The sequence below is a fragment of the Paenibacillus filicis genome (assembly GCF_038070315.1).
Classification (GTDB): domain Bacteria; phylum Bacillota; class Bacilli; order Paenibacillales; family NBRC-103111; genus Paenibacillus_G; species Paenibacillus_G filicis.
Genome location: NZ_JBBPCC010000010.1, coordinates 198,503 through 222,144, shown reverse-complemented (window position 1 = coordinate 222,144; position 23,642 = coordinate 198,503). Strand labels below are relative to the sequence as shown.

Annotated in this window: 21 protein-coding genes; 9 read left to right on the top strand and 12 right to left on the bottom strand. The window is 53.8% G+C overall.

Annotated elements, in window-relative coordinates:
- Positions 1-74 precede the first annotated feature (74 nt).
- Positions 75-887 carry an NAD kinase gene (locus tag WMW72_RS17015; protein ID WP_341416715.1) on the top strand — a complete coding sequence of 271 codons (813 nt, stop codon included), beginning with the start codon at positions 75-77 and terminating at the stop codon, positions 885-887.
- A 129-nt stretch (positions 888-1,016) separates the two neighbouring features.
- Here the strand turns inward: WMW72_RS17015 and WMW72_RS17010 are convergent, their stop codons facing one another.
- Positions 1,017-1,850, bottom strand: a complete 834-nt coding sequence (locus WMW72_RS17010) for a YutD-like domain-containing protein (RefSeq protein WP_341416714.1) — start codon at positions 1,848-1,850, stop codon at positions 1,017-1,019.
- A gap of 18 nt (positions 1,851-1,868) precedes the next feature.
- Positions 1,869-2,744: a lipoyl synthase gene (lipA, locus tag WMW72_RS17005; RefSeq protein ID WP_341416713.1), complete on the bottom strand. Its 876-nt coding sequence runs from the start codon at positions 2,742-2,744 to the stop codon at positions 1,869-1,871.
- 174 nt (positions 2,745-2,918) lie between these two features.
- Between lipA and larB the strand changes: the two genes are divergently transcribed.
- The 7 genes from larB (at position 2,919) to WMW72_RS16970 (ending at position 10,616) form a co-directional block, all read left to right on the top strand.
- Positions 2,919-3,827 (top strand): nickel pincer cofactor biosynthesis protein LarB, encoded by a 909-nt coding sequence (gene larB, locus WMW72_RS17000; protein WP_341416712.1) that lies wholly within the window; start codon positions 2,919-2,921, stop codon positions 3,825-3,827.
- Positions 3,824-4,993 carry a nickel pincer cofactor biosynthesis protein LarC gene (gene larC / locus WMW72_RS16995; protein ID WP_341416711.1) on the top strand — a complete coding sequence of 390 codons (1,170 nt, stop codon included), beginning with the start codon at positions 3,824-3,826 and terminating at the stop codon, positions 4,991-4,993. Before larB ends, larC begins: the two co-directional genes overlap by 4 nt.
- A 121-nt stretch (positions 4,994-5,114) precedes the next feature.
- A complete protein-coding gene (locus tag WMW72_RS16990) occupies positions 5,115-5,585 on the top strand; it encodes a nucleoside deaminase (protein ID WP_341416710.1) in 471 nt (156 codons plus the stop codon).
- A 286-nt stretch (positions 5,586-5,871) separates the two neighbouring features.
- Positions 5,872-6,990 (top strand): GntR family transcriptional regulator, encoded by a 1,119-nt coding sequence (locus WMW72_RS16985; RefSeq protein WP_341416769.1) that lies wholly within the window; start codon positions 5,872-5,874, stop codon positions 6,988-6,990.
- A gap of 421 nt (positions 6,991-7,411) precedes the next feature.
- On the top strand, positions 7,412-8,752 hold the full coding sequence (locus WMW72_RS16980) for an ABC transporter substrate-binding protein (RefSeq protein ID WP_341416709.1): 1,341 nt from the start codon (positions 7,412-7,414) through the stop codon (positions 8,750-8,752).
- Between the two features lie 72 nt (positions 8,753-8,824).
- On the top strand, positions 8,825-9,763 hold the full coding sequence (locus WMW72_RS16975) for a carbohydrate ABC transporter permease (protein WP_341416708.1): 939 nt from the start codon (positions 8,825-8,827) through the stop codon (positions 9,761-9,763).
- Between the two features lie 16 nt (positions 9,764-9,779).
- On the top strand, positions 9,780-10,616 hold the full coding sequence (locus WMW72_RS16970; protein WP_341416707.1) for a carbohydrate ABC transporter permease: 837 nt from the start codon (positions 9,780-9,782) through the stop codon (positions 10,614-10,616).
- A 125-nt stretch (positions 10,617-10,741) separates the two neighbouring features.
- Here WMW72_RS16970 and WMW72_RS16965 read toward each other — a convergent pair whose 3' ends face one another.
- From WMW72_RS16965 to larC2, 3 genes are all read right to left on the bottom strand, one after another.
- Complete coding sequence (locus WMW72_RS16965) at positions 10,742-11,236, bottom strand: GNAT family N-acetyltransferase (protein ID WP_341416706.1); 495 nt, start codon at positions 11,234-11,236, stop codon at positions 10,742-10,744.
- Entirely contained in the window at positions 11,217-12,419 is a 1,203-nt protein-coding gene (locus WMW72_RS16960) for a bis-aminopropyl spermidine synthase family protein (RefSeq protein WP_341416705.1), read from the bottom strand. Before WMW72_RS16960 ends, WMW72_RS16965 begins: the two co-directional genes overlap by 20 nt.
- A 450-nt stretch (positions 12,420-12,869) precedes the next feature.
- Positions 12,870-13,346 (bottom strand): nickel pincer cofactor biosynthesis protein LarC2, encoded by a 477-nt coding sequence (gene larC2 / locus WMW72_RS16955; RefSeq protein ID WP_341416704.1) that lies wholly within the window; start codon positions 13,344-13,346, stop codon positions 12,870-12,872.
- A 128-nt stretch (positions 13,347-13,474) separates the two neighbouring features.
- Between larC2 and WMW72_RS16950 the strand changes: the two genes are divergently transcribed.
- A complete protein-coding gene (locus WMW72_RS16950; RefSeq protein WP_341416703.1) occupies positions 13,475-14,536 on the top strand; it encodes a M23 family metallopeptidase in 1,062 nt (353 codons plus the stop codon).
- 103 nt (positions 14,537-14,639) lie between these two features.
- Here WMW72_RS16950 and WMW72_RS16945 read toward each other — a convergent pair whose 3' ends face one another.
- From WMW72_RS16945 to WMW72_RS16915, 7 genes are all read right to left on the bottom strand, one after another.
- Positions 14,640-16,256, bottom strand: a complete 1,617-nt coding sequence (locus WMW72_RS16945) for a response regulator (RefSeq protein WP_341416702.1) — start codon at positions 16,254-16,256, stop codon at positions 14,640-14,642.
- The gene (locus WMW72_RS16940; protein WP_341416701.1) at positions 16,231-18,051 is read right to left on the bottom strand and encodes a cache domain-containing sensor histidine kinase; all 1,821 of its coding nucleotides are present in this window, start codon (positions 18,049-18,051) and stop codon (positions 16,231-16,233) included. The genes WMW72_RS16945 and WMW72_RS16940 overlap by 26 nt, the downstream gene beginning before the upstream one ends.
- A gap of 26 nt (positions 18,052-18,077) precedes the next feature.
- The gene (locus tag WMW72_RS16935; protein WP_341416700.1) at positions 18,078-18,929 is read right to left on the bottom strand and encodes a carbohydrate ABC transporter permease; all 852 of its coding nucleotides are present in this window, start codon (positions 18,927-18,929) and stop codon (positions 18,078-18,080) included.
- Complete coding sequence (locus WMW72_RS16930; RefSeq protein WP_341416699.1) at positions 18,929-19,816, bottom strand: carbohydrate ABC transporter permease; 888 nt, start codon at positions 19,814-19,816, stop codon at positions 18,929-18,931. Before WMW72_RS16930 ends, WMW72_RS16935 begins: the two co-directional genes overlap by 1 nt.
- A gap of 90 nt (positions 19,817-19,906) precedes the next feature.
- Entirely contained in the window at positions 19,907-21,253 is a 1,347-nt protein-coding gene (locus WMW72_RS16925) for an ABC transporter substrate-binding protein (protein WP_341416698.1), read from the bottom strand.
- Complete coding sequence (locus WMW72_RS16920; RefSeq protein WP_341416697.1) at positions 21,228-22,451, bottom strand: MFS transporter; 1,224 nt, start codon at positions 22,449-22,451, stop codon at positions 21,228-21,230. The genes WMW72_RS16925 and WMW72_RS16920 overlap by 26 nt, the downstream gene beginning before the upstream one ends.
- A gap of 22 nt (positions 22,452-22,473) precedes the next feature.
- A complete protein-coding gene (locus WMW72_RS16915) occupies positions 22,474-23,616 on the bottom strand; it encodes a Gfo/Idh/MocA family protein (protein ID WP_341416696.1) in 1,143 nt (380 codons plus the stop codon).
- Positions 23,617-23,642 lie beyond the last annotated feature (26 nt).

The following is a 23,642-nucleotide window of genomic DNA, read 5'->3' as shown; positions in this document are numbered from 1 at the left end:
TGGCTTTCTGACGAAAGCCTGAGCATCACCTTACGAAGTGGCTTTCTGACGAAAGCCTGGAGGAGGACAACCTGTTGAAGTACAATGTCATTCACCGCGGTGACGAAATATCCATTCAATTGATGAACAACTTTCACGAATTGATCCAGAAGCTCGGACTGACGCATGAAGAGGACAGCCCGGATATCGTGCTGTCCATCGGCGGAGACGGTACACTGCTCCATGCGTTTCACCGGTATAAAGATCAGCTTGACCATATTGCATTTGTAGGCATACATACGGGACGTCTCGGTTTTTTTGCCGATTGGAAGCCGGATGAGGTGGAGCTGCTGGCGCAATTGATGGGCGAGAGCGCGCAGCAGAACGACCTGCGTGTCGTTAAATACCCTCTGGTCGAGATCCAAATTACGACGCAGCGCGGTATCGAGACAGAGCTGGCCTTGAACGAATTCACGCTGAAAGGCGTGGATGCCACGCTTGTCGCAGAGCTGCATATCAATGATGAGCTGCTGGAGACCTTCCGGGGCGACGGCATCTGTATTTCCACCCCTTCAGGCAGCACGGCCTATAATAAAAGCCTTGGGGGTGCCATCGTGCATCCATCGCTGGATGCGATCCAAATAGCCGAAATCGCTTCAATCAATAACCGTGTCTTCCGGACACTCGGCTCGCCGATCCTGCTGCCCAAGCACCATCATTGCGATATTTACCCGCGGGCCAACCAAAATATCATCTTGTCGCTGGACCATGTCTACATGCAGCGCAACGATATTTTGTCGATCCGCAGCATGGTAGCCGCAGGCAAGAAGGTAAAGTTTGCCCGCTTCCGTCCCTTTCCGTTCTGGAGTCGTGTACGCGAGGCGTTTATCGGGTATGACATGATGTAGGTCTGCCCGGCAAGTTCTTTGTCATGGGCTTTCTTGTAAGCCTGAGTGTGTTATGCAGGAAATTTGATTCCACAAACAAAGACCCCTCCAGATCAATGGAAGGGTCTTTCCTATGAACAACTATACGAACTATACGCGGGTTGATTCCTGCTTAGGCTTCTGATTGCCGCCTGGGTTGCTTTTGTGATGCGGTTTATTCGGTCGATTGTGCTGGGCATTCGGATGGCCGCCGGAGCGTCCCCCTTGCTCCGGGCGCTCACCACGGTCAGGACGTTCGCCACGGTCCGGGCGTTCACCGCGATCCGGTCGCTCGCCACGATCATTGCGCGGAGAGCCTTGCTGACCCTGACGCTGCTGACCGCCCGGCTTGCCGTCCTTCTGACGGCTGCCACCCTGTTTATACCCGCCGTTCTGCTTGTTAGACGAGCCCTCCGGCTGGTTCTTGTCATGCTGGCCACGCCCACCATGCTGCTGACCATAGCGCTTTTCGCCATGCTGCTTGGTGCCTTGGCGATCGTGAGGCTTGCCTTCCTCACCGCTTGCTGCGGAAGTCTGAACGGCTGCCGCCTGCCGCGCGCTAATCTGTTCCTTGCGCTCCTGCGCGCGGTGCTGCCTAGCCCCCTGCGCCTGCTCGTATTCTTCCTCGGCCAGCACAGGCTCGCCGCCCTCCTCGGAGGGAGAGAGCTCCCGGGTAGCCACTTTCTCGAGGATGAAATACGCACAGCCAAAGTTACAGTATTCATTCAAGTAATCCTGAATCGTCGAAATAATCGTATCCTTCGTTCCCTTAGGATGCGTATCCTTGAAAAAACCTCTCAGCCGCAGTTGGCTGTAGCCCCAGTCTCCAACGACATAGTCATAGCGGTCCAAAACCTCGCTGTAGCGGTCGCGAAACGCTTCGGGGCGCCAGCCGTTCTTGTGATCGACAAGAACCTCATACGTTTTGTTGGCAATATGGATCACGATTCGCGCCTCCCCTGGTTACGACTGCTCCGCCGATTTGACCTGATCATGGGCATGGTAGGAGCTGCGAACGAGCGGACCGGACTCCACATGCTTAAACCCGCGTTTCATTCCCTCCGCCTTTAATTCGGCAAATTGGTCCGGCGTATAATACTGGCTCACGGGTAAATGCTGCGGACTCGGCTGAAGGTATTGCCCGATCGTCATGATATTGCAATCAACGGCACGCAAGTCGTCCATCGTCTGCAGGATCTCGTCCCAGGTCTCGCCCACACCCAGCATAATGCTTGACTTGGTCGGGATGGACGGCGCAATCTGCTTGGAACGCTCCAGCAATTCGATCGACCGGCGGTATTTGGCCCGGGCTCTGACCCGGTCCGACATCCGTTCTACCGTCTCCACATTGTGATTCAGAATATGCGGCTTCGCTTCCAATACCGTGCGCAGTGCCTCCTCATCACCTTGGAAATCGGGAATCAGCACCTCTACGCCGGACAGAGGCATCCGCTGCCGAATAGCGCGGATGGTCGCAGCGAAGATCGAGGCTCCGCCGTCCTTCAGATCATCCCGGGCTACGGAGGTCACGACAACGTGACGCAAGCCCATCTGCTCCGCCGCTTCGGCCACCCGTTCAGGCTCCTGAAGATCCAATTCCGTCGGCAAGCCTGTCTTGACGGCGCAGAACCGGCAGGCGCGTGTGCAAATATCGCCGAGAATCATAAATGTTGCTGTGCGATTCGCCCAGCATTCGTGAATATTCGGACATTTTGCTTCCTCGCATACCGTATGCAACGTCTTGTTGCGCATCATATTCTTTAAATCTTTATACGACTCGCCATTCGTCAGCTTGGTTTTCAGCCAATCCGGCTTGCGTTCCATCGATGTTGTAGCCATGGTCTCCCTGCTTTCCTGCTAAAATCGGAGCTCTTAATGCTGCTGCTTTCGTTACTGTTGTTACCCGTTATTATAGCATGAATACCGTAACAATCCACACCCGTCAATTTCACTCGATATGGAAATATGCTAAACTAACGGAGAAGTGTTTGAAATTTAGGGAGGACTTGTCGGATGATGAACGTGGATCATATTCTCAAGCTGGTTCAGTCCGGTGACTTGGATGTTGCAGAAGCCAAACGGCTGCTCGAGGAAGAGCGTGCTGCCTCAAGCGTCAAAACCCGCGACGTTCTCGAAACGGAGAGCGGGACGGTCTCCGCGGCTGTGCCGCTGCTGCCCTACGAAGTCGTTCCGCAGACGACAGCCGTATCCGTCTCCAGCACGGATATCGACGATTCGCTAATCTACGCCCAGCTCGATGTGCGCCGCGCAGACCGGACAGGCTTTCCCGAGATCGTATACGGTGAGGGAAAGACTGCCGAGCAGGTCGCAGCCATCATGGAACGGCTGGTTCAACATAACGGCCGCGCGCTCGCTACGCGGGTTAGCGGAGACAAGGCCGTCACCCTGCTAGAGCAGCTGCCAGGTGCCGTGTATCATGCGGATGCCCGTGCGCTAGTGTGGAACAGGCAGACGGATTCTCCGGGAGATAACAGCACACCGGCAGGCGGATTTATTGCCGTAGTCTGCGCGGGTACCTCCGACGTTCCGGTCGCCGAAGAAGCGGCGATTACCGCCGAGTATCTCGGCAGCCGCGTCGAGCGTATCTACGATGTAGGCGTTGCCGGTATTCACCGTCTGTTCCGCCGGCTTCCGCTAATCCGCCAGGCAGATGCGATCGTCGTCGCGGCCGGTATGGAGGGTGCGCTTGTCAGCGTGATCGGCGGTCTGGTGTCCGTACCGATCATCGCCGTGCCGACTAGCGTTGGCTACGGAGCCAGCTTCCAGGGAGTGGCCGCGCTTCTGGCCATGCTCAATGCCTGTGCGCCTGGCATTTCGGTCGTCAATATCGATAATGGCTTCGGTGCCGGATACAATGCAGCTTTGATCGTCAAGAATCAGACAAAGAGGGATGAGCGATGAAAATCTTATATTTGGACTGCTTTTCCGGTATCAGCGGGGACATGACGTTGGCCGCACTGGTCGATGCGGGCGCAGACCGCGGATACATCGAAGAAGAACTGCGCAAAATCCAGATCGAGCCTTTCAGCCTGGAGTGGAAACGCGTGAATAAGAAGGGCATCTCCTCGTTAAAGGCAGACGTGCTGCTTGATCCGAGCAAGCCTCCCCAGCATCACCGGCATTATTCCGAAATCGTCAGCATTATTGAAGGCGCAGGCTTCAACGAGCGTGTCGTCAAGCTCAGCCTGTCCATTTTCGAGAAAATTGCCGTGGCCGAAGCCAAAATCCATGATATTCCCATCGAACGGGTTCATTTTCACGAAGTGGGCGCGATCGATTCGATCGTTGATGTCATCGGCGTAGCGCTTGCGATCGATTCCCTCGATATTGAGAAGGTACTATCGTCAGCCGTTCCTCTCGGGTCCGGCACGGTTCACTGCGATCACGGCATCTATCCGGTTCCGGCCCCGGCTACGCTGGAAATGATGCGCGGACTGCCGATCGCGACGACTACATACTCGATGGAAATGACCACTCCGACCGGAGCTGGCATCATCGCCGGACTTGTTGAAGAATTTGCAAAGGGACTTCCTCCGATGATCGTCGAATCGATCGGTTACGGTGCCGGTACGCGTGACCTGCCGAATCAGCCCAATGTGCTGCGGGCCGTAGTCGGGAAAGCCGATCCGTTTATGAATAAATGGCAGGTGCATCACGAGGAACTGCAGCATGCTCATACTCACCACCATCACCATCATGACGAGCACCATCACCATCATGACGAGCACCATCACCATCATGAACACGGGCATTCGCATAGTCACGACCACGAGCATGAGCATAGTCACGAGCATGAGCATCATCATGGCCATGCACACGATCACAATCATGATCACCACGGACACGGATATTCGCATAGTCACAGTCATGACCACCATGAGCACAGCCATACTCATGACCATGACCATCATCATCACGGGCATGAGCATGAAGACCATCATCACGGCCACAAGCATTCGTCAGACCACGATGGCCACGGGCACGAGGGTCCGGCTATCAAGCTGAGCCACGACCCGGATCATGAGCTGCATAGCCATGAATGCGAGCAGCGCCACGGGAAGCATTAATGCACCTGGACGCCTGAACGGCGGCTCAGCCATCGTCATAAGCTGTTAAGACTTCATTTTGAACGAATAAAGCGAAGCATGGGTTTAACTATCGGTAACATAGCGAAGCGGGGGAAAACGGATGAGTCATGAACAGTTCATGAATGCGGCGATTCGTTTGGCTTATGACAATGTGATCTCGGGTCACGGAGGCCCATTCGGGGCCATTGTCGTGAAGGACGGGCAAATTATCGGCAGAGGCAGCAATGAAGTGACGGCGGCTTGTGATCCGACCGCTCATGCGGAGGTGCAGGCGATACGAGATGCCTGCAAGCATCTCGGGAGCTTCCAGCTCGACGGCTGCGTGATCTATACGAGCTGCGAGCCTTGCCCGATGTGTATCGGGGCCATCTACTGGGCCAGACCCGATGCCGTGTACTATGCCTGCACCCAGCATGAAGCCGCGGAAATCGGCTTCGACGATCATTTTATTTATGAGCAGATCGCCCTGCCGATGGAGGAGCGCTCCATTGTAACGAAACAGATTTATCCGCCCGACAGTCCGCAGCCCTTCCAGGCATGGCGCACCTCCGTTCAGAAGGTCGAATACTAGCATCCAGGTGGCAGCGCCGGCGCGTCTTGAACCTCCCCGACCGGGGCAGTTAAGCGCGCTGGCGCTGCTTTTTTCATCGCTTCCGAATGCGAAAAGTCCTGGGCGGATTCCGAAGGCAGTGACAACGTTCGGGACGCAGCGTGAAAACAGAGCTGCAGTTTATAGAAAACTGACCTCTGGAACGGACCTGAGTGACGACGACACTCAGGTCCGAATGTTAAGATTATTTACCATTCACGAAATGATATACTTAGTATATTAATAACATAATGTTAGGGTGGATCAGATGGAAGTCCATTTATATGAACAACTTTATATGCATGTTATTCGTGAGATTAAAGAGGGAAAATTGAAGGCGGGTGACCGCGTATCTTCTGAAAAAGAACTGGCCGAAGCGTTCGGCGTAAGCCGGATCACTTCAAAAAAAGCGCTGGAGAAGCTGGCGGAATCAGGAGTCATCAAGCGTATTCAGGGGAAAGGATCGTTTGTGGCGAATCTTGCAGGCGGCTTGGAGCCAAAGAAACATTCGGAGGAAAGCACAAGTCTGGTAACCGACGAAAGAAAAAGACCGCTAATCGGGTTTATTATTTCGAATTTTTCCGACGAATTCGGCTTGCGGCTGCTTCGTGCCATGGAAAAGCGGAGTGCTGAGCACAATTGCGATCTGATCATCAAGCGTACCGGCGGGAGCAAGGAAGAAGAAAAACGCGCTATTCAACTGTTTGTCAGCCTTGGTATCAAGGGCTTAATCGTGACGCCCATCCATGGCGAACATTATAACGCAGAGCTGCTTCGTCTCGTCTTGGACAAGTTTCCCGTTGTCTTGGTTGACAGATACCTGAAAGGAATTCCGGTTTGCTCCGTGTACACGGACAATAAGAAAGCCGCTAAGGATCTTACGCTTTATTTGATTGGGAGAGGCCACGATAAAATCGCCTATGTATCTCCTCCTGAGGAGAATACGTCAACCTTTGAGGAAAGGCTTTTGGGGTATACGTTAGCCTTTACGCAAGAGGGATTAAAGCTGAACCAGGACTATTGCTTGACGAATTTAAAGGGGATTCTCCCCATTAACCTACACGGTACAGCAATCGACGACGACAAAAATACACTTCGGCGCTTTTTAGAGCAATATCCTGATGTAAAAGCATTTGTCGCTTCAGAATTTCTGGTTGCGACCATGTTGGCTCAGGCCATCGATTCGTTGGACAAATCGTTGGATGAATACGACATCGTTTGCTTCGACTCTCTCAACGACTACCTCGGGAAGCCGCTATTCACGCATATTCAACAAGATGAGAAACGAATGGGCGAAGAAGCGGTTGACCTGCTCGTCTCACAGTTAATCGGAGAAGCCGTCCCCGAACAGAGGATTATCGAACATCGGATGATCATGAGAACATAGCCGTAACGCCGGTAACTGAACAGCAGTCAAGATAGCATGGGACAAATACCCTATGCTTTTTCATTTTTCCATTTTTCCGTACACGGTCATCCTTTCATGTCGTGAAATTGAAGTAGACATATTATATTGGTTAATATTAATATATTTAGTATATACAGACATACCATCCTAATGAAGTTGGGCTGTACTTACTCAAAACACATCAACGATGCCTCGAATTCATGTTGCTCTTCATCCTCCGTTCTACCGTCAAGATGCATCTCACAAACCAGAATCAGCAAAAATGTAAACGTATACAAGTATCGCGTATGAGTTCAATTTTTTTGAGCTCACGCACATTTGATCCTCAATAGGAGGTGGTCTGGGTTTAACTGGAAATGAAGTGGAAGTAACAAAACCTATCCTAAGGGGGATTTCGTGCATGGGAAAATCCAATAAACTTGCATTTCCGACACTGGTATCCGTTCTTACGATTTCCATTCTTGCAACCGCTTGCTCGTCGACTCCAACAACAGGCGGCACTACTAATCCTTCATCCAAGACAGACTCAGACGCTAAGGGCGGACAAGGCGGTGTTTCCACGGTCACGATGTGGCACAGCCTCACCTCAATTGACTTGGACAACATGAATAGAGTCGTGAAAGCATTTGAAGATAAAAATCCTACGATCAAAATCAAGCTGGTGTACACAGAATCCAGCGAGGGCGCCGACCAGAAGCTGCTTACTGCGGTCGCAGGCGGCAATCCTCCGGACATTGCCTATTTCGACCGATTTAAGGTTGGCTCTTGGGCAGCGCAGGATTCATTGACTGATTTATCGGCAATGGCTGCAGCAGCTGGCATTAATAAGGATTCGTACTATCCGTTTGCTTGGGATGAGTCCAGTTATAAAGGCAAACTATATGCGATTCCGTTAGGTACGGACTCTCGCTTGCTCTTTTACAATAAGGATCACTTCAAAGAAGTAGGGCTTGATCCGAACAATGCGCCCAAGACGACTACCGATCTTGAAACAGCCTCCCAAAAGCTGACCATCAAGGAAGGCAAACGCTTCAAGAGGATAGGGTTTATACCGTGGTACTCCCAAGGCTGGCTATATGGCTGGGGCTGGTCGTTCGGAGGGGATTTCCAGGACAAAGCAACTGGCAAGATCACGGCCAATGATCCTAAAGTCGTTGAAGCTCTCCAGTGGATGACCGACTTTGGCAAAAAATATAATGTTGAGGACATTGCTGGATTTACAAGCGCTGCAGGTGTAGATGAAATGGATCCATTCATTACCGGCCAAATCAGTATGAAAATTAGCGGGAATTGGACGGTAGCAGGCATCAAGAAATTTAAACCGGATCTGAATTATGGCGTTACACCGATACCGACGCCTACAGGAGCTAATTTTACAACATGGTCCGGCGGCATGTCCTTAATTATCCCTAAAGGAGCTAAGAACATAGAACCCGCCTGGAAGCTTCTTGAGTTCGTGGGTAAAGAGGAAGGGCAATATTTGCTGAATGAGAATTCGGGCATGTCGGTTATCGATTCGGTTAACGCCAAGTTCGGTTACAAGGATGATCCCATTATGAAGGAATTCGTTAATATTCTTCCTAACTCACACAACCGTCCGGTTATCCCTGAAGGACAGCTGCTCTGGAATGAATTGGCTTCCGCAACGGAAAAAGCCACGCGCGGCAGCGGTACCCCCAAAGAAAATCTAGATAAAGCGACAGAGACCGTAAACAAAGCGTTGGAAAAATACAGCAAATAGAACACGCCGCTGGCAGGGAGAGTCTTTCTCTCTCCTTGCCTATTCGTGTAGGGATTTGGAAGGAGGATGTTTATGGTAAATTCATCTGATTCTGTGCATGCATTAGACCGTACAACAGTAAGAAAACAAAAGTCATTTCGCCAAACAAACGTAATAGGGTGGATCTTTGCCTCACCATGGGCTCTGGGTCTCACTTGCTTTTATGCTATTCCCATGTTTGCTTCCATTTATTTCAGCTTTACCACTTACAGCATTCTGCAGCCTGGTGAATTTGTCGGATTAAATAACTATAAGGATCTATTTAATGATCCTTTGTTTTGGAAATCCATTTACAACACCGTCTATTTTGCCGTATTTTTTGTTCCCTTAAGTATCTGTTTCGGTGTGGTGTTAGCTATGATGTTAAATATGAAAATCAAGGGTATGGCTGTATACAGGACGATCTTCTTCTTACCGACCCTTGTACCGCAGGTGGCTTTGGCCGTTTTGTGGATGTGGCTGCTGCATCCAAACTTCGGATTGGTGAATGGCATGCTAGCGAGTATCGGTATCGACGGTCCTCCTTGGCTCGGGGGGGAATCATGGTCCAAGCCCTCGCTTATCCTGATGTCGCTTTGGGGTATCGGTCATGCAGTCGTTATCTATTTAGCGGGATTAGGGGACATACCGGATGAGTATTACGAAGCAGCGGAAATCGATGGGGCCAGCTGGTTTCAGAAAACGAAAGCAGTTACGCTGCCTTTGCTCACTCCTGTTATTTTCTACAATCTGGTCATGGGGATGATCGGTGCATTTCAACAGTTCACGCTCCCTTACACGATGACCAAAGGTCAAGGAACCCCTGCGAATTCAATGACTTTTTACGTCATGTATTTATATGAGAACGGATTCAAATATTTCAAAATGGGCTATGCTTCCGCCATGGCATGGATCTTATTCATTATTGTTATGGCATTAACTGCGTTGATTTTCATCACGTCGAAACGCTGGGTTCATTATCAAGGGAAATAAAGGAGGCCGTACGGAAATGAATCCTCTAGCTATTAAAAAAGTGAATCGGACTTTAGCTCATGTATGTTTAATCATGGCTTCATTTTTTTTCATTATTCCGTTTATATGGCTGGTCTCCACTTCTCTTAAACCGCTCACACAAATCTTCACCTTTCCCCCGGAGTGGATTCCGCGTCCTTTTATGTGGAGCAACTATGCCCGTGCGGTAGACTATATCCCTTTCTGGACCTATTTGAAAAATACGGCGATTATTACAATCGTTAGTACCATCGGTGTAGTCATATCCTGTCCTTTGGTTGCCTACAGTTTTGCCAAGCTGGAGTGGCGCGGTCGTGGTGCGATGTTCTTCGCCACCCTCGCTGTTATGATGATTCCCGGACAAGTGACCATGATCCCTCTCTTCCTTCTATTTACGAAATTAGGCTGGGTAGGGACCTCTCTCCCGCTCATTGTTCCCCAATTTTTTGGCGTACCGTTTTACATTTTCTTACTGAGACAATTTTTTCTCGGACTGCCCGATGCCCTTCGCGAAGCTGCCCGCATCGACGGCGCCAGTGAATTCCGCATTTATTTACAGATCATGTTTCCGTTAGCGAAGTCTGCCGTTTTAGCTGTGGCCTTGTTTCAATTTATGGGAAGCTGGACCGATTTCATTGGCCCCTTGCTCTATTTAACGAATGAGCCCACCTATACGGTTTCACTCGGCTTGCAGCAGTTCCAAAGTCAAAAAGGTACGGAATGGGGCCAGCTGATGGCCGTATCCACCTTGATGACATTACCCGTCATTGTCCTGTTCTTTTTTCTGCAGAAAACGTTTATTAGCGGCATTACTTTTAGCGGTATAAAGGGTTAAGCGGACCGAATATGTTATCCTTTTTGGGGTGGCATAAAAAACTCCCCTCCGGTAGACAGTATTTGAATTCATGTCACCATGAACTCTTTTTACTGTCTACCGTAAGGGGAGAATACCATCAATCATCAAGGTTTCCCGTCAAACAGCTCATCACGTTTATTCTCTCCTACGGCTCCGTGATCGCTATATTCCATCGTTAGATGAGTCGGCATGAAGCCATGTCTCTGATACAGGGCGCGCATCGGCTGATTGTCAAAATGAACATGTCCCACGATTCTCTGGGCTTCTTGTTGCTTGGCATAGGACATCCCCGCTTCAAATAGCTTATCTACGCTTGCCGTACCGCGAAAAGGCTTGCTCACGTAAAAGCTCTTGAACCGCATGTAAGTCTCCTGTATAACGGAATTCACCCTGATCTCCATCCACATCCATCCCGCGGCAAAACCGTTCATGTCCAAGACCAGCATGCCAGACCGTTCTCGGATCATGGCCTTCTCCAGCTTGTGCAAATGAAAATCCAAGTCTGTTATCGCTTCTTCGCCAAAGGAAATCACGGAAATTTCTCGCTCCCATTTCGCTACTTGAGTCAAATCACGATTTTCAATCTGCCTTATGATCACTCGGGTTATCCCCTTCTTTGAAGTCTAGTTTTTTGGCAACCATCTCAAACGTATCATGGCCGCAGCCCGAACACCCTTCATTCTTAAGCTGTTCGATGGTTGCAAGCTCTCCATGGATGCCGACTTGCACATCTCTTGAGCATTGCTTACAACGGTAGGTGCGCAGGGTTTGTTTCACTTCACCTGTATACAAGGCGTCCGTAAATTTCTCCGGATATTCAGGCTTCGACTGATCCGTTGTCCGTAAAATAAACATCTGGCTTCGGTTCGCAATCATTTCCGCGCCTTCGTAGGCGTTGAATTGTGGGAAATTCGCACTGACCGTCAGCCCCATGCGTACAAATTCCCGCTGCATGGCAAGCATAACCGCCGGTGGTTTATGGGCAAAGGACAGGAAAATAGGCAGCCCCTTCTCCCTTTTCAGCGCTTGTAAGCCGCGCGACACGAATAAACTCATTCCCTGAAGCGTATAGGGCGGATCCGTAAAAAAACAATCATATTTCCCATGTAGGCTTTCCGGCAGAGGCTCCCTTAGATCCAACCGGTGGCCCTGAATCTGCAGTCCCCACTCCTTCGCAATCGTTTCAATATAATTTAAAAATCGTTCGTCCATATCCAGAACATCCACCTGCGTAGCGGTATGCCCGCGATCCGAAAACAACCGCTGTAGCAGCAGACCTATGGACACGCTCACCAGGTCATCATCGCCGACGCATAATATTTTCTTTCCAATCAACGCATGCTGCTTCAAACAAAGGATAGCCCTGCGCAGGCTTGTTTCCGGCGTACATTTGGATTGATCAATCTGAACATCTACGGACGGCCGCAGCGCAAAAATCTCCTCCAGAATAACCAACATATCCTTGAGACCCTCGGTCCATTTTGTTTCATCTAACAGATCGTGATAAAGGAAATGATCGAGCCCGCGGTATCCCCATTCCCGCTCGATCCATGCGAATCCTTCGGCCGTGCAGCGGACGCCGCGATCCTGTACAAGCGCTCCCGCTTTTATGAGTTCCCGTTTGATAGCAGCAGCTACAGGAGTCGGCAGCAGCGTTTTACGTGCCAGCTCTTTCGTGGAAATCCCCGGTTTTAGGTAGCACTCGAGGAGTAATTGTTCGATGACCTGCGTCCCTTCTTGCAGACGGATATTCTGACTTGCTTGTTCGATATAGGTTTTCAAGGTAGTCCTCCTATTAGTTTATGGTATATATTCACACTTTTAGCTGCATACACAATCTCATTTGCCACCGACACAATCTCACTTCCCTTCTGAAAAATACAAAAAGGGCAGGAATGAACAAACGTCATCCCTGCCCTTTTTGGACATTGCCTAAATAAGCACCGAAAAAACAAAAAAATCCGAGCTGAACACAGCACGGATTGGGGGTGCATAATAATAGGCAGCACTAAGGCTTCGATTATGATCCGCTGTTCTTAACTAATTCCGAAGGTCTCAAAATGTCCGTATCAAAACAAACCATGCTTTTTACAGCAATTGGTCTCTAGGACTATTGAAAACTTCAAATATGGAATTTGATTAGTTAAGAACTACCGCCGACACAATCTCACTCCTCAGTTATAATGTTTTCATGGTATTACACACGATAGCTATTGTCAAGCAGCCTGACTCTCACTCGCCTCGGCGCTCCAGAAACAGCCTCCGCACCTCGTCATAGACTTGCTTGAGCGGCACCTGATGCTTCTTCGCCGCCTGCTCGCATTCCTTAAACTCAGGTGCGAACTGCACCATTCTTCCGATGTGGAAGGCTGCCTTCACATGAATCGCTCCCCAGCGTGTCTCAATCAGAATAAATTCCCTGCCCAGCCGATGACAATCCGCCCGCACATAGCGAAGCCCGAAGGTTGTCGTTTCTGAGAAGATCACCTCTTCTAGCTCCCCGGCTTTTCCCTCGTCAGCCAGCACGTTCAGCATCACACCAGGCCGGCCTTTTTTCATAATGATGGGAATCCAGTACACGTCATTAGCTCCCGCCTCCAGCAGCTTGTCGGTAATATAAGAAGTCAGCTCGGGATTCATATCATCGAGATTAGCCTGAATGATCAGCATTCCTGTATCCACATGTTCTTCGCGGTGGTCAAACGCCATGATTACATTCCTCCCCTTTCCCAGCATCATATCAAACTTGTCCCGGGATAAAAAGCCATTCGTTCGCACAAGCTAACCATACTTAATTATGCGAAAGACTCGCATCAAGCGGCAGGAGGAGGCTATTCATGGTATTCCCCCTTACAAAACCTATCGCCACCTGGCTTTGCGGCGCACTGCTGACCGGCATGCTGGCCGGAGCGGCCCCGTCCGGTGCCAGCGCGGCAGCAGCGCCTTCAGGCGGCCAAGCTCCAGTCAAGCCGAAGCCGCCTGCGAACATAAAGGCGGTATTCGCCGAACGGAAGGATCTGTTCGACAAGGTCAGCGCGCTCACCGGCCTTCCCTGGTACATACTGGCCGCCATCGATCAGTATGAGCGTACAATCAATCTGGCCAAGAAAAGACCGGCCCCCGACGGTCTGGTCGCCATTTTCTTCACGGATCTGCAATGGGGCGGCATTATGAATCCCGATCACGAGGACCGTAGCTTAACCAGCATCGCTTTCTTCGGCGGACTGGGACAGGACGGATCAGGTGACGGGCTGGCCGACCGCGCGAACGATGTGGACCGGCTGTACACTATGGCCCATTACCTGCAACAGCGCGGAAGTGCTCAGGAGGATCTGAGGATTGCCCTTTGGGACTATTATCAGAACACGCGCAGCGTGGATCGAATCCAGCAATTTGCTCAGATCTACGCAGCCTCCGATACGCTGGATCTGCACGAGCATTGCTTCGTACTCCCGCTCCGTTCCGATTACTCCTATCGCAGCACCTGGGGCGCCAGTCGTGGTTGGGGCGGATACCGGATTCACGAAGGCACCGATATTTTCGCCGGCCACGGCGTGCCCGTCCGCAGCGCTACCTACGGGATTGTCGAAGTCATGGGTTGGAATCCTTATGGGGGCTGGCGCATCGGGATACGCGATCTGAACAACGTGTACCACTACTACGCCCACCTGTCCGGCTTCAACAAGAAGGAGGTCGCCCAGGGCACAGTCGTGAAGCCCGGTCAAGTGATCGGCTGGGTAGGCAGCTCTGGCTACGGCAAGCCCGGCACCAGCGGCAAGTTCCCACCGCATCTGCACTACGGGCTGTACCGCGACAATGGGCTGACGGATTGGTCCTTCGATCCGTACCCGCATCTGCGCAAGTGGGAGCGCGAGGAAGGTATGCGGCGGCGTAAGTAACGATCGGCCGATTGGACGGCAAGACAAATTCACCATCCGCCGGCAGGCGAAAAACGGCCGGGACTGACGCTCTTTTGAAAGAGAGCGGGTCCCGGCCGTTTCTTTACGATTGTCCGGCCGCGCGATGAGCGAGCAGGCCGGAAACCTTCTCCCGATATTCGGCGGGCGACATGCTCTCGAGGCGGGTAAACACTTTATTGAAGTAACGGCGGTCCATATAGCCGACCATATTGCTGACGCGAGTGATGCTGTGCTCGCTCCCGGCGAGCAGCGACTTGGCCCAGTCGATACGCAGCCGGGTGACATGTTCCAGGAAGGTTACTCCCGCATGCTGCTTGAAGAGGACGCTGAAGTGGCTGCTGCTCAGCCCCAGATGGTCGGCCACCTCCTCGATCCCGAGCTCACCGCCCAGATGCTTGCGGATATAAGCCTCCGCCATCGAGATCACTTCCTTGCCCGACCGGCGGCTGCCGGAATCCGCCAGTCCTTGCTCGATCAGATGCTCCAGCGTATCCATTAGATCCTTGGCGCTGAGACAATGATCAAGGCCGGACCACACCTTGTCCTCCTCCGCCTCCGTCACCCGCTGAATCTCCTTGAGCTCGCGCAGGATATGCAGGATCAGGAAGTGGAGAATCTGGTTCGCCTTTGTCAGCGAATGCTCGGAGATCGCGCGCAGCTCGCGGGCCAGCAGCTCGTAGGCACGCTCCAGACGGGAACGGTCATAGAGCTTCACCCCGGTGACCAGTTCCTCCGCCAGCGCCCAGACGGACGGGTTGAAGTGGTCTGCCCGCACCTCTCCGTCCAGCACGAGCACCTGCTCACTCCCGCTCTTGAAGTGCAGCTCCCGCTGCAGCTTCTTGTATGTGCCGGCCAGACTGGAGACGGGCACGAGCTCGGGACATACCGCCAGGCTGACCGTCACCTTTACATTTTGTGCGACGGCCCCGATCAGCTCCTGCGCCCACTCAGCCGCACTGCCCTCCCTCAGAACGGTGTCACCAGTCATACGGATGAGCACGCACCACTCGCCCTCGCGGGTCTGCAGCACGTTGTATTCAAGGCCAAAGGTCAGCAGCGCGACCTGCAGCACATTGCGGACGGCAAAGTTGTACAGCTTGCGTTCGTTCTCGCTCCAACTTCGTGACAGATAGGCGTACCGGTCCAGATCGGCAAGCAGCAGCACATAGGCCGGCTGGTCGTCCGCCGCTTCGTCCCCCGGCAGCAGCGGCTGCATGAAGACCTTCGTGTAATCCATCAGGACGTCGTTCATCAGCTTCTCGTAGACGACATGGGAGTAGTGCTTCCACTTCTCCTCCTGCTGCCGATGCTCCTGCTTCCTCTCCCGGATCTGTTCCGCGACCCGGGTAACGACGCTCTTCAGCTCCTCGTAGTTGATCGGCTTCAGCACGAAATCCTTCGCCCCGAACTTGACGGCACGACGGGCGTAGTCGAATTCTTGAAAGCCCGTCAGCATGATGACGCTGCAGTCCATCCCGAGACAGTGAAGCTGCTCGAGGAAGGTCAGACCATCCATCCGCGGCATTCGGATGTCGCAGAGGATCAGGTCCGGCTGCAGCTGCTGGGTCAGCTCAAGCGCTGCCGCTCCGTTATCCGCGGTGCCGACCACCGTGATCTGATACGCGCTCCAAGGGATAACATTCTGCAGATTTTCGACGATCAGCGGCTCATCATCAACAATCAATGCTCTCAGTAACATAGGCATCACCTGTTGTCAGTTTTGGGATGATACATTGAATGACGGTGCCCCGGCCCGGTTCGCTGCAGACCCACATCCCGTAGCGCGTCCCGTAATGAATGCGCAGCCGGTCCGCGACATTTTGAATACCCAAGCCAACCCGGGCCGCCTCCTCGGGTGACGGGGTTCTTTGCCCCGGTATCGGCTCCGACTTGCGGTAGCTGAGCCGCTGCAGCACCTCAGGCGGAATACCGGAGCCGTTGTCGATGACCCACAGTGCCACATCCCGCTCGCGCTCCTCGACACGGATCTGGATCATCCCCGTATGGTCGATCGCATCGAAGCCGTGCTGGATGCTGTTCTCCACCAGCGGCTGGAGCGTGAACTTCAGAATGGGAATCCGCTCCAGCTCCTTGGGCATGTCGATGGCATATTCGAAGCGCTGGCCAAAGCGGATCTTCTGGATTTCGATGTAATTCTGCAGGTAACCGATCTCCATGCCCAGCGTGATCTCCTCGCCCTCCTGGAAGCCGATACGCAGGATCGAACCGAGCCGGTATACGAGCTGGCTCACCTTGTCACCCTTATTCTGCATCGCCAGCGCATTGATCGACTCCAGCGTATTGAACAGGAAATGCGGCTTGATCTGTGCCTGAAGCAGCAGCAGCTCGGCCTTGTTCTTGCGGGCTTGCTCCAGCTTGACCTCGTCGATCAGCTCGCCGACCTTGCCGACGAGGCTGTTGAAGCCCCGGGTCAGCGTTGTCGTCTCATCTCGCAGCTCGGAGTGAACGCGGACGCTCAGGTCGCCCAGCTCCACCTTGCTCATTGCCTTGGAGAAGCGCAGGATGAAGCGGGTATACCGCGTGACGAACATCATATTGAACACGAAGACCGACAACAGCACGCCCGCCGTGATCAGCCCGGCCCAACGGATGATGGTGAAGGTATCGCTAGTCAGATAAGACCAGGGTACGACCGAGACGAGCGTCCAGTCCGTAATCCCGAGGTCTCTCATATTCAGCGGCTGCACGGACACCAGACTCGCATGACGGTCGAACTCGACCCTGCGGCCGCTGTCGTCCTGCCGCAGGTCGATCGGCTCGCGGATCAGCCTAGACAACGAAGCTCCTCCGTATGTCTTCATGCTGTCGTACACGATCAGTCCGTCCCCGTCCACCAGGAGAAACTGATTAGGAATCCCGCTCTGACGCGAGTAGAAGCCGAATATATTTTCCAGCTCCAGGAACTGGTACTGCAAGTACACATAGCCGATCTGCTCCAGACGAACCAGATCGTTCACCATCCTTATCTGGGTGAAATACGAATTCGCCCCGGTCAGCTCGGGAGCCTCGTAAGGAGCAACCCAGCGGGCTGTACCGTTGCCGGCAAGTACATCGGCGAAAACAGGATGCCCCCTCAGCTGACTAAAGGGGACGGGTGAGAAATTGACCTTGGACCGGCTGAATCCCTCGCCCTCCATGGTATAGATCGTCACAGAGTCAAGCGGCGCATAAGTCAGAAACGTTTGATTCAGGATGAAGGAGATGTTGGACGAGTCCCGGGACCCCGGCGGCATGTTCAGCACATCCTGAACGGGCGGGGACAGCATCCAATTATCGGAATAGTAGGTGGCTTCCTTGAAGACAGCGGCGATATTGCGGGCAATAGAGGTCACGACGAGCCGGGACTGCTCGGCGTATTTTTGTTGAAGCACATGCTGGAATAAATAAGAGCCGATCGAGCCGATCACGAGAATGGGGAGAATGATGAACGTCACGAAGCCGATAAATACTTTTAACCGGATGCTCAGATTCATGTTCGTCCCCTCCTCTGGTGTCTGGCCTACCCCTTCACACTGCCGGAGGTCAGCCCCTCGATGATCTGATCTTGAAGGAACATATACAGGATAATGACCGGAATGACGCTGTACATCGCGGCGGCGTACAAGCCTCCGTAGTTGGTGTTCAGCATATCCTTGAAGGCGGCCGTTCCGACGGCCAGCGTGCGCAGCTGCTCCTTGGAGATCAGCAGGTTCGCCATGATGAACTCATTCCAGTTGCCCAGGTAGCTAATGATGAATACCGTGACCAGCGCAGGCATACACAGCGGGAGCACGACCCGGAAGAACACGCCGTACACCTTCAGCCCGTCCATGACGCCCGCCTCCTCCAGCTCTCGGGGAAGTGCGGCCATGAAGGCCCGGATTACGATGACCGACATCGATAGTCCGAAGGTGATGTACGGCAGAATCAGCGACAGATACGTATCATAGATCGGAAACCCGAAGTACTGCTGGAAGTTGCGGATAAAGGTATACAGCGGCACGAGCAGCGTCGCGCCGGGAATCATAATCGCGAGCAGCAGGATCGAAGTGACGACCTTGTTCATACGGCCGAACGGCATGCGTGTCAGCGCATAGGCGGTCATGGCGGCCAGGACGACGGTCACCGTGCTGGATACCGCGCTGACCAGCAAGCTGTTGACAAAATAGACGCTTACCTTGGAACTGTACCAGGCATCTACGTAATTGACTAATGTAAAATTTTTGATCAGGGCAAAGGGGGACGAGATAATGTCCACATGCCGCTTGAACGAGTTTTGCAGCGCCCAAAACAGCGGGTACAACGTCAGGAGCACGTAGATGATCAAGACGCCGTGAATCAGAACAGGTACCGCTCCTCTTTTATTCGACATCAGCTCTCCACATCCTCCAATTTTTTTGTAAGCAGGTTGCTGATCAGTGTAAGCAGCAAAGTGAATACGAAGATCAGCATCCCGAGTGCGTTCGCATACCCAGCCTCTGAGAACTGAAAGCCGACCTTGTACATATAGGTGGCCATTACCTCGGTGAGACCTGCCGGGCCGCCGTTGGTCATAACCATGACGACATCGAGCGTCTTCAAGGAACCTGCGATGGACAGAAGCAGAATGACCGATACGATCGGACGGATCAGTGGTACCGTTATGTACCACGCCCGTTGCATCCGGGTTGTGCCGTCGATCTCGGCGGCTTCATAGATTTCCTTGGAGATGCCGTAGATCGCAGCCAGGACGAGCACCACGTAAAATCCGACCCAATGCCAGCCGTTGGTTACAAGAATCGACAGCAGGGCGAACTTGTCCTCGGCCAGCCAGGCATGCGCCCAATTGTTCAAGCCGAGCGAACGGAACACATAGTTGAGCAGTCCGATATCGGGGTGGAAGACGACGAACGACCAGAGCACTCCGACGACGGGCGTGGACAAGATGCTGGGCAGGAAAAACGTCGTTTTATAAAAGCCGTGAAACCGGCGAACTTCCGAGATCAAAATGGCGAAGATGATAATGACGGGAATCTGCACGAAGACGGCAAAACCGGTAAAGCACAGGTTATTGACCAGCGCCTTCAGAAATTCCTCGTCCGTGAACGCTCTGACGAAGTTATCCAGCCCGTTGTAGCGGGGCTCCGTCAGCCCGTCCCATTCGGAGAAGCCGTAGCGGATAATTGTGGACATCGGAAACAGGTAGAAAATCACGTAAAACAATAGGGTGGGTACGATAAACAGCAGGTAAGCCACCGGGTTTTTTAAGGTTTTGGTCACATTCGTTCGCCTCCGGATGGGGAAATGATGGCAGGAAGCGGGGGCCGCCGCTTGACGGCTCTGCCGTCCGCTTCCTGGGATGCGAATCCTTTACTTCGCCTGCTCGGCGCTTTTCTTATTCTCGGTCTCCTGAGACTGCTGCAGCTTCTCCAGCATAGCCTTCATATTGGTCTTGCCGCCAAGCACCTGCTGCATGCCGGCTTCGAGATCGCTCTTGATCTTAGGCTGCACGATGGAGTCGAAGGCCGGGAACAGCTTCAAGCCGTCGATGCTTTTGTTGATTTCCTGAATGATCGGCTTCACGCCGCTCATGTCGGTCAGCTTGATCGCCGGGAAGTAGCCGTCCTCGATCAGCTGGCGCTTCTGATACTTCTCGCTGAAGAACACCTTGATAAATTCCTTGATCGCCTTCTTCTCGTTCTCGTCGACCTTGGCCGAGAAGCCGAAGCCGTTGGAGAACGCTCCATTCACCATGTTGTCTCCCTTGCCGCCAAGGTTCGGGAAGTTGAAGAAGCCCAGGCTGTCCACGATCGAAGACTTGGACGGGTCGGCGTAGGTCGCGTTGGCCCAACTGCCGTCGAAGGCCATGGCCGCCTCGCCGCTGGCGAACTTGGCCTGCGCCTCCGGATATTTCAGCCCGAGCGCATTTTGCGTATAGTAGCCCTTCTTGATCAGGTTCTCGACCATCTCGAAGCCCTTGACCACCTCCGGATCGGTCCACTTCGTCTGGCCGGTGACGAAGCCCTGCACGACCTCCGGTCCGCCCAGCCGCACCATGACCGTGCTCGGGATCATGTTCAGGCTCCAGGCGTCGATCGCGCCGAGCGTCAGCGGGGTGATCCCCTTCGCCTTCGCCTTCTCACAGATCGCCAGGAATTCGTCCCAAGTCTTCGGCACGCCGACGCCGAGATCGGCGAAGATTTTCTTATTGTAGAACACGCCCTGAACCGAGCCGGCCATCGGCAGCCCGTAGATCTTGCCATTCACCGTAAATTCGGAGAAGTCGATCAGCTTGTCCTTGAGCCCCAGCTCCTCGATGATCGGCGTAATATCAAGCATGTTGCCCGTCTTCACGAAGTTCCGCGTATCGCTTCCGCCGAACACCTCGAAGATCTTGGGAGGGCTGCCTGCGGCGAACTCGGCCTTCAGCTTTGTCTGGCGGTTGACCGTGCCGTCCACGCCCTCGGGAACGAACTTCAGACCGGGCACATTGCCTTCCACTTCCTTGAGCACATCCATGAACATCGCCATTCGATTCTTCGCATTATCCTTGATCTGCGTGTGGCGGAACGACACCTCGAACTCCTTGGCTTGAGCCGGCTTCCCTGCCTGGGGGGCCGAGCTTCCCTTGGACGAATCGGTAGCGCCACAAGCGCTGAGTACCAAAGCGGCGGACAAAACGACGGACGAGCTAGCGGCTAACGTTTTCTTTTTCATGTGAGTAGCCTCCCTTTTGATTGACGATGCGGAACATGCCTATGAAGCCTAGAATACCGAGCAAAGCCATACCTGCTGCGATGCGGTACATCGTGACGGGCCCCGCCTCCTGGAACAGCCAGCCGCCGGCCAGGCCTGCTACGATGCCGGAAAGTCCTCCCCAGGTGAGCGCGTACGCCGCCTGGCCGCTTGAGCGGTAGTCGGGCGGGACGAGCATCGCGGTCAGCTGCGTGCCGATATAGTAGTAGCCTCCGAAGGTGAGGCAGTGCAGCCCTTGTATCCAGATCACCTGGTACGGATCAACCGCGACGGACATCAGCACCCAGCGGAGCACGAACAGTCCGCTGACGATAATGAGGCCCGCCACGAGGTTGCCGATGCTTTTCTTGAGGTAACGGTCCAGCAGCAGAAAAATCGGAATCTCGAAGATCGAGGACAGGAAGGCCGACCAGCCGATCAGCGTTTCCTTGCCGCCGAGCTCGGAGATATAAATCGTGACAAACGTCGTATTCATGGAATTCGGTACGGAGATCAGCACCCCGAGTATGATAAGGATCAGAAACGGACGATTCGTAAATATCTTGCCGTATCCGGCATTTGAAAATACTTCCTTCTTGCGTCTCTCCCCTCCAGGCAGTGCCAGAGCAAAACCGATGGACACCAGCATCAGCACGCTGTAGACGAGCCACATCCGATTCACGCCGACCCAGGTCACCACCGGTCCGCTAGCGACCGCCAGCAGCGCCCACCCGAGGGAGCCCCACATGCGGAAGGCCCCGAACTTCTGCTTCGTCCCCTCGATGCTGTTCAGAATCAGCGCGTTGGTCTGGGAGAAGAGCGGCATCTGGAAGAAAAAGAACAGAAGCATCGCCCCGTAGATGAACGGGATACTGCCGAGCTGGAACACCGCCTGCATGACAATCAGATTGCCGATCAGCATGAAGAGCAGCATCCGCTTCAAGTTGCGGAGCCGGTCACTCCAGTAGCCCCAGAACGGATTGGCCAAAATGGAGATAAACGGGCCGCCGGCCAGCAGAGCGCCGATCTGAATCTTGGACATCCCAATCGATTGCAGATACAGTGGAAAGTACGTGCTGTAGACGGCAATCGCGCCGTAGACGAAGAAGTGGAACCCCTTGATCGTGCCGGCCGAACGAACCCCGCTGTGCTGCTCCAAGATTTCGGACGTTGAAGCCATGAGGCAAAACTCCTTTGCAGGTTTAGACCGTAACGGCCTGGGAGACGGACAGCGCCGCCACCTCGTCGGCCGTAACTTCGCGGTCCTGGGCGTCGGACAGGTAAATGCCCTCGCTGATCAGCATGGTCTGCAGAGCGATCTCTGCGGTCGCCAGCAGCGGCACTCGGCCCTGCAGCGCGGCGATCCAGTGATGCTGCGACGAGTCGTACGCATCCTCGTTCTCCCGGATGCGGTGCCAGCGCAGATCCATCAGGTCGAGATCGAGGGTGCTATCCAAATCCATGTCGGATTCGGTCCGGTGGAAGCTAAACGGCTGCTTCTGGCCCCCCGGCCCCTCAGCCGGCAGTCGGACACCGCCCAGCGAGCCGAAGACCGAGCCGCCCTCGAAGCTGCCGCTATGCACCGCCCAAGCTTCGATCAGGTCCAGCGTCAGCCCGCCGGCAAACTTGATGAATCCAAGTCCCAGCTCCTCCACGTTGAAACCGCTCAGCTCGCGGCGCTCCGCCAGCATCTCGATCTCCTGGTACACCTTGCCGGAGATGCGCTTCACCTGCGGATTGTCCAGCAGGTACAGCATCTGGGCAATATGATAGACGCCCATGTCGAGCAGCGCGCCGCCGGCGGCGGTCTCCTTACGGGTGAAGTACGGAGTGCCGTACCCGTCGACATAAGGACGATGGCGGCGGCGGAAGCCGGTGGAGCGAGCATGGTACAGCTTGCCTAACTTGCCTCCGTCGATCAGCGTCTTGGCCGCCTTCGTCTCCTTGCGATACAGCGTGCTGAGCTGGATGTGCAGCAGCCGTCCGGTCTCCTCCGCCGCTTCCAGCATCGCCTTGCCATCTGCATACGAGCCGGCAATCGGCTTCTCGCAGTAGACATGCTTGCCTGCGCGGAGCGCCTCGATCGTCACTGGAGCGTGAAAGTTATTATGCAGGCACACATCGACCGCGTCGATATCGTCCCGCTCCAACAGCTGGCGGAAGTCCGTGTACGTGTGCGGGATGCCGTACAGCTCCCCCACGCGCGCCGCCTCCGCTCCGTTCACATCGCAGGCCGCTACGACCTGCGCGCCAGGAATCTCCCGGTAGCGGTCCAGGTGCATCTTGCCGATCTGTCCGACCCCGATGATGCCGATGCGCACAGGGGCTTTCTCTTGGTTACTCATAGCTCGTGTTGCCTCCTTCGTCGGGT

Coding starts and splice junctions, on each gene's coding strand:
- WMW72_RS16985 (WP_341416769.1), top strand. CDS start 5,872: ATGGAAGTCCATTTATATGAACAACTTTATATGCATGTTATTCGTGAG.
- lipA (WP_341416713.1), bottom strand. CDS start 2,744: ATGGCTACAACATCGATGGAACGCAAGCCGGATTGGCTGAAAACCAAG.
- WMW72_RS16950 (WP_341416703.1), top strand. CDS start 13,475: ATGGTATTCCCCCTTACAAAACCTATCGCCACCTGGCTTTGCGGCGCA.
- WMW72_RS16970 (WP_341416707.1), top strand. CDS start 9,780: ATGAATCCTCTAGCTATTAAAAAAGTGAATCGGACTTTAGCTCATGTA.
- WMW72_RS16990 (WP_341416710.1), top strand. CDS start 5,115: ATGAGTCATGAACAGTTCATGAATGCGGCGATTCGTTTGGCTTATGAC.
- larC (WP_341416711.1), top strand. CDS start 3,824: ATGAAAATCTTATATTTGGACTGCTTTTCCGGTATCAGCGGGGACATG.
- WMW72_RS16980 (WP_341416709.1), top strand. CDS start 7,412: ATGGGAAAATCCAATAAACTTGCATTTCCGACACTGGTATCCGTTCTT.
- larB (WP_341416712.1), top strand. CDS start 2,919: ATGATGAACGTGGATCATATTCTCAAGCTGGTTCAGTCCGGTGACTTG.
- WMW72_RS16945 (WP_341416702.1), bottom strand. CDS start 16,256: ATGTTACTGAGAGCATTGATTGTTGATGATGAGCCGCTGATCGTCGAA.
- WMW72_RS16940 (WP_341416701.1), bottom strand. CDS start 18,051: ATGAATCTGAGCATCCGGTTAAAAGTATTTATCGGCTTCGTGACGTTC.
- WMW72_RS16975 (WP_341416708.1), top strand. CDS start 8,825: ATGGTAAATTCATCTGATTCTGTGCATGCATTAGACCGTACAACAGTA.
- WMW72_RS16920 (WP_341416697.1), bottom strand. CDS start 22,451: ATGGCTTCAACGTCCGAAATCTTGGAGCAGCACAGCGGGGTTCGTTCG.
- larC2 (WP_341416704.1), bottom strand. CDS start 13,346: ATGGCGTTTGACCACCGCGAAGAACATGTGGATACAGGAATGCTGATC.
- WMW72_RS16925 (WP_341416698.1), bottom strand. CDS start 21,253: ATGAAAAAGAAAACGTTAGCCGCTAGCTCGTCCGTCGTTTTGTCCGCC.
- WMW72_RS16915 (WP_341416696.1), bottom strand. CDS start 23,616: ATGAGTAACCAAGAGAAAGCCCCTGTGCGCATCGGCATCATCGGGGTC.
- WMW72_RS16935 (WP_341416700.1), bottom strand. CDS start 18,929: ATGTCGAATAAAAGAGGAGCGGTACCTGTTCTGATTCACGGCGTCTTG.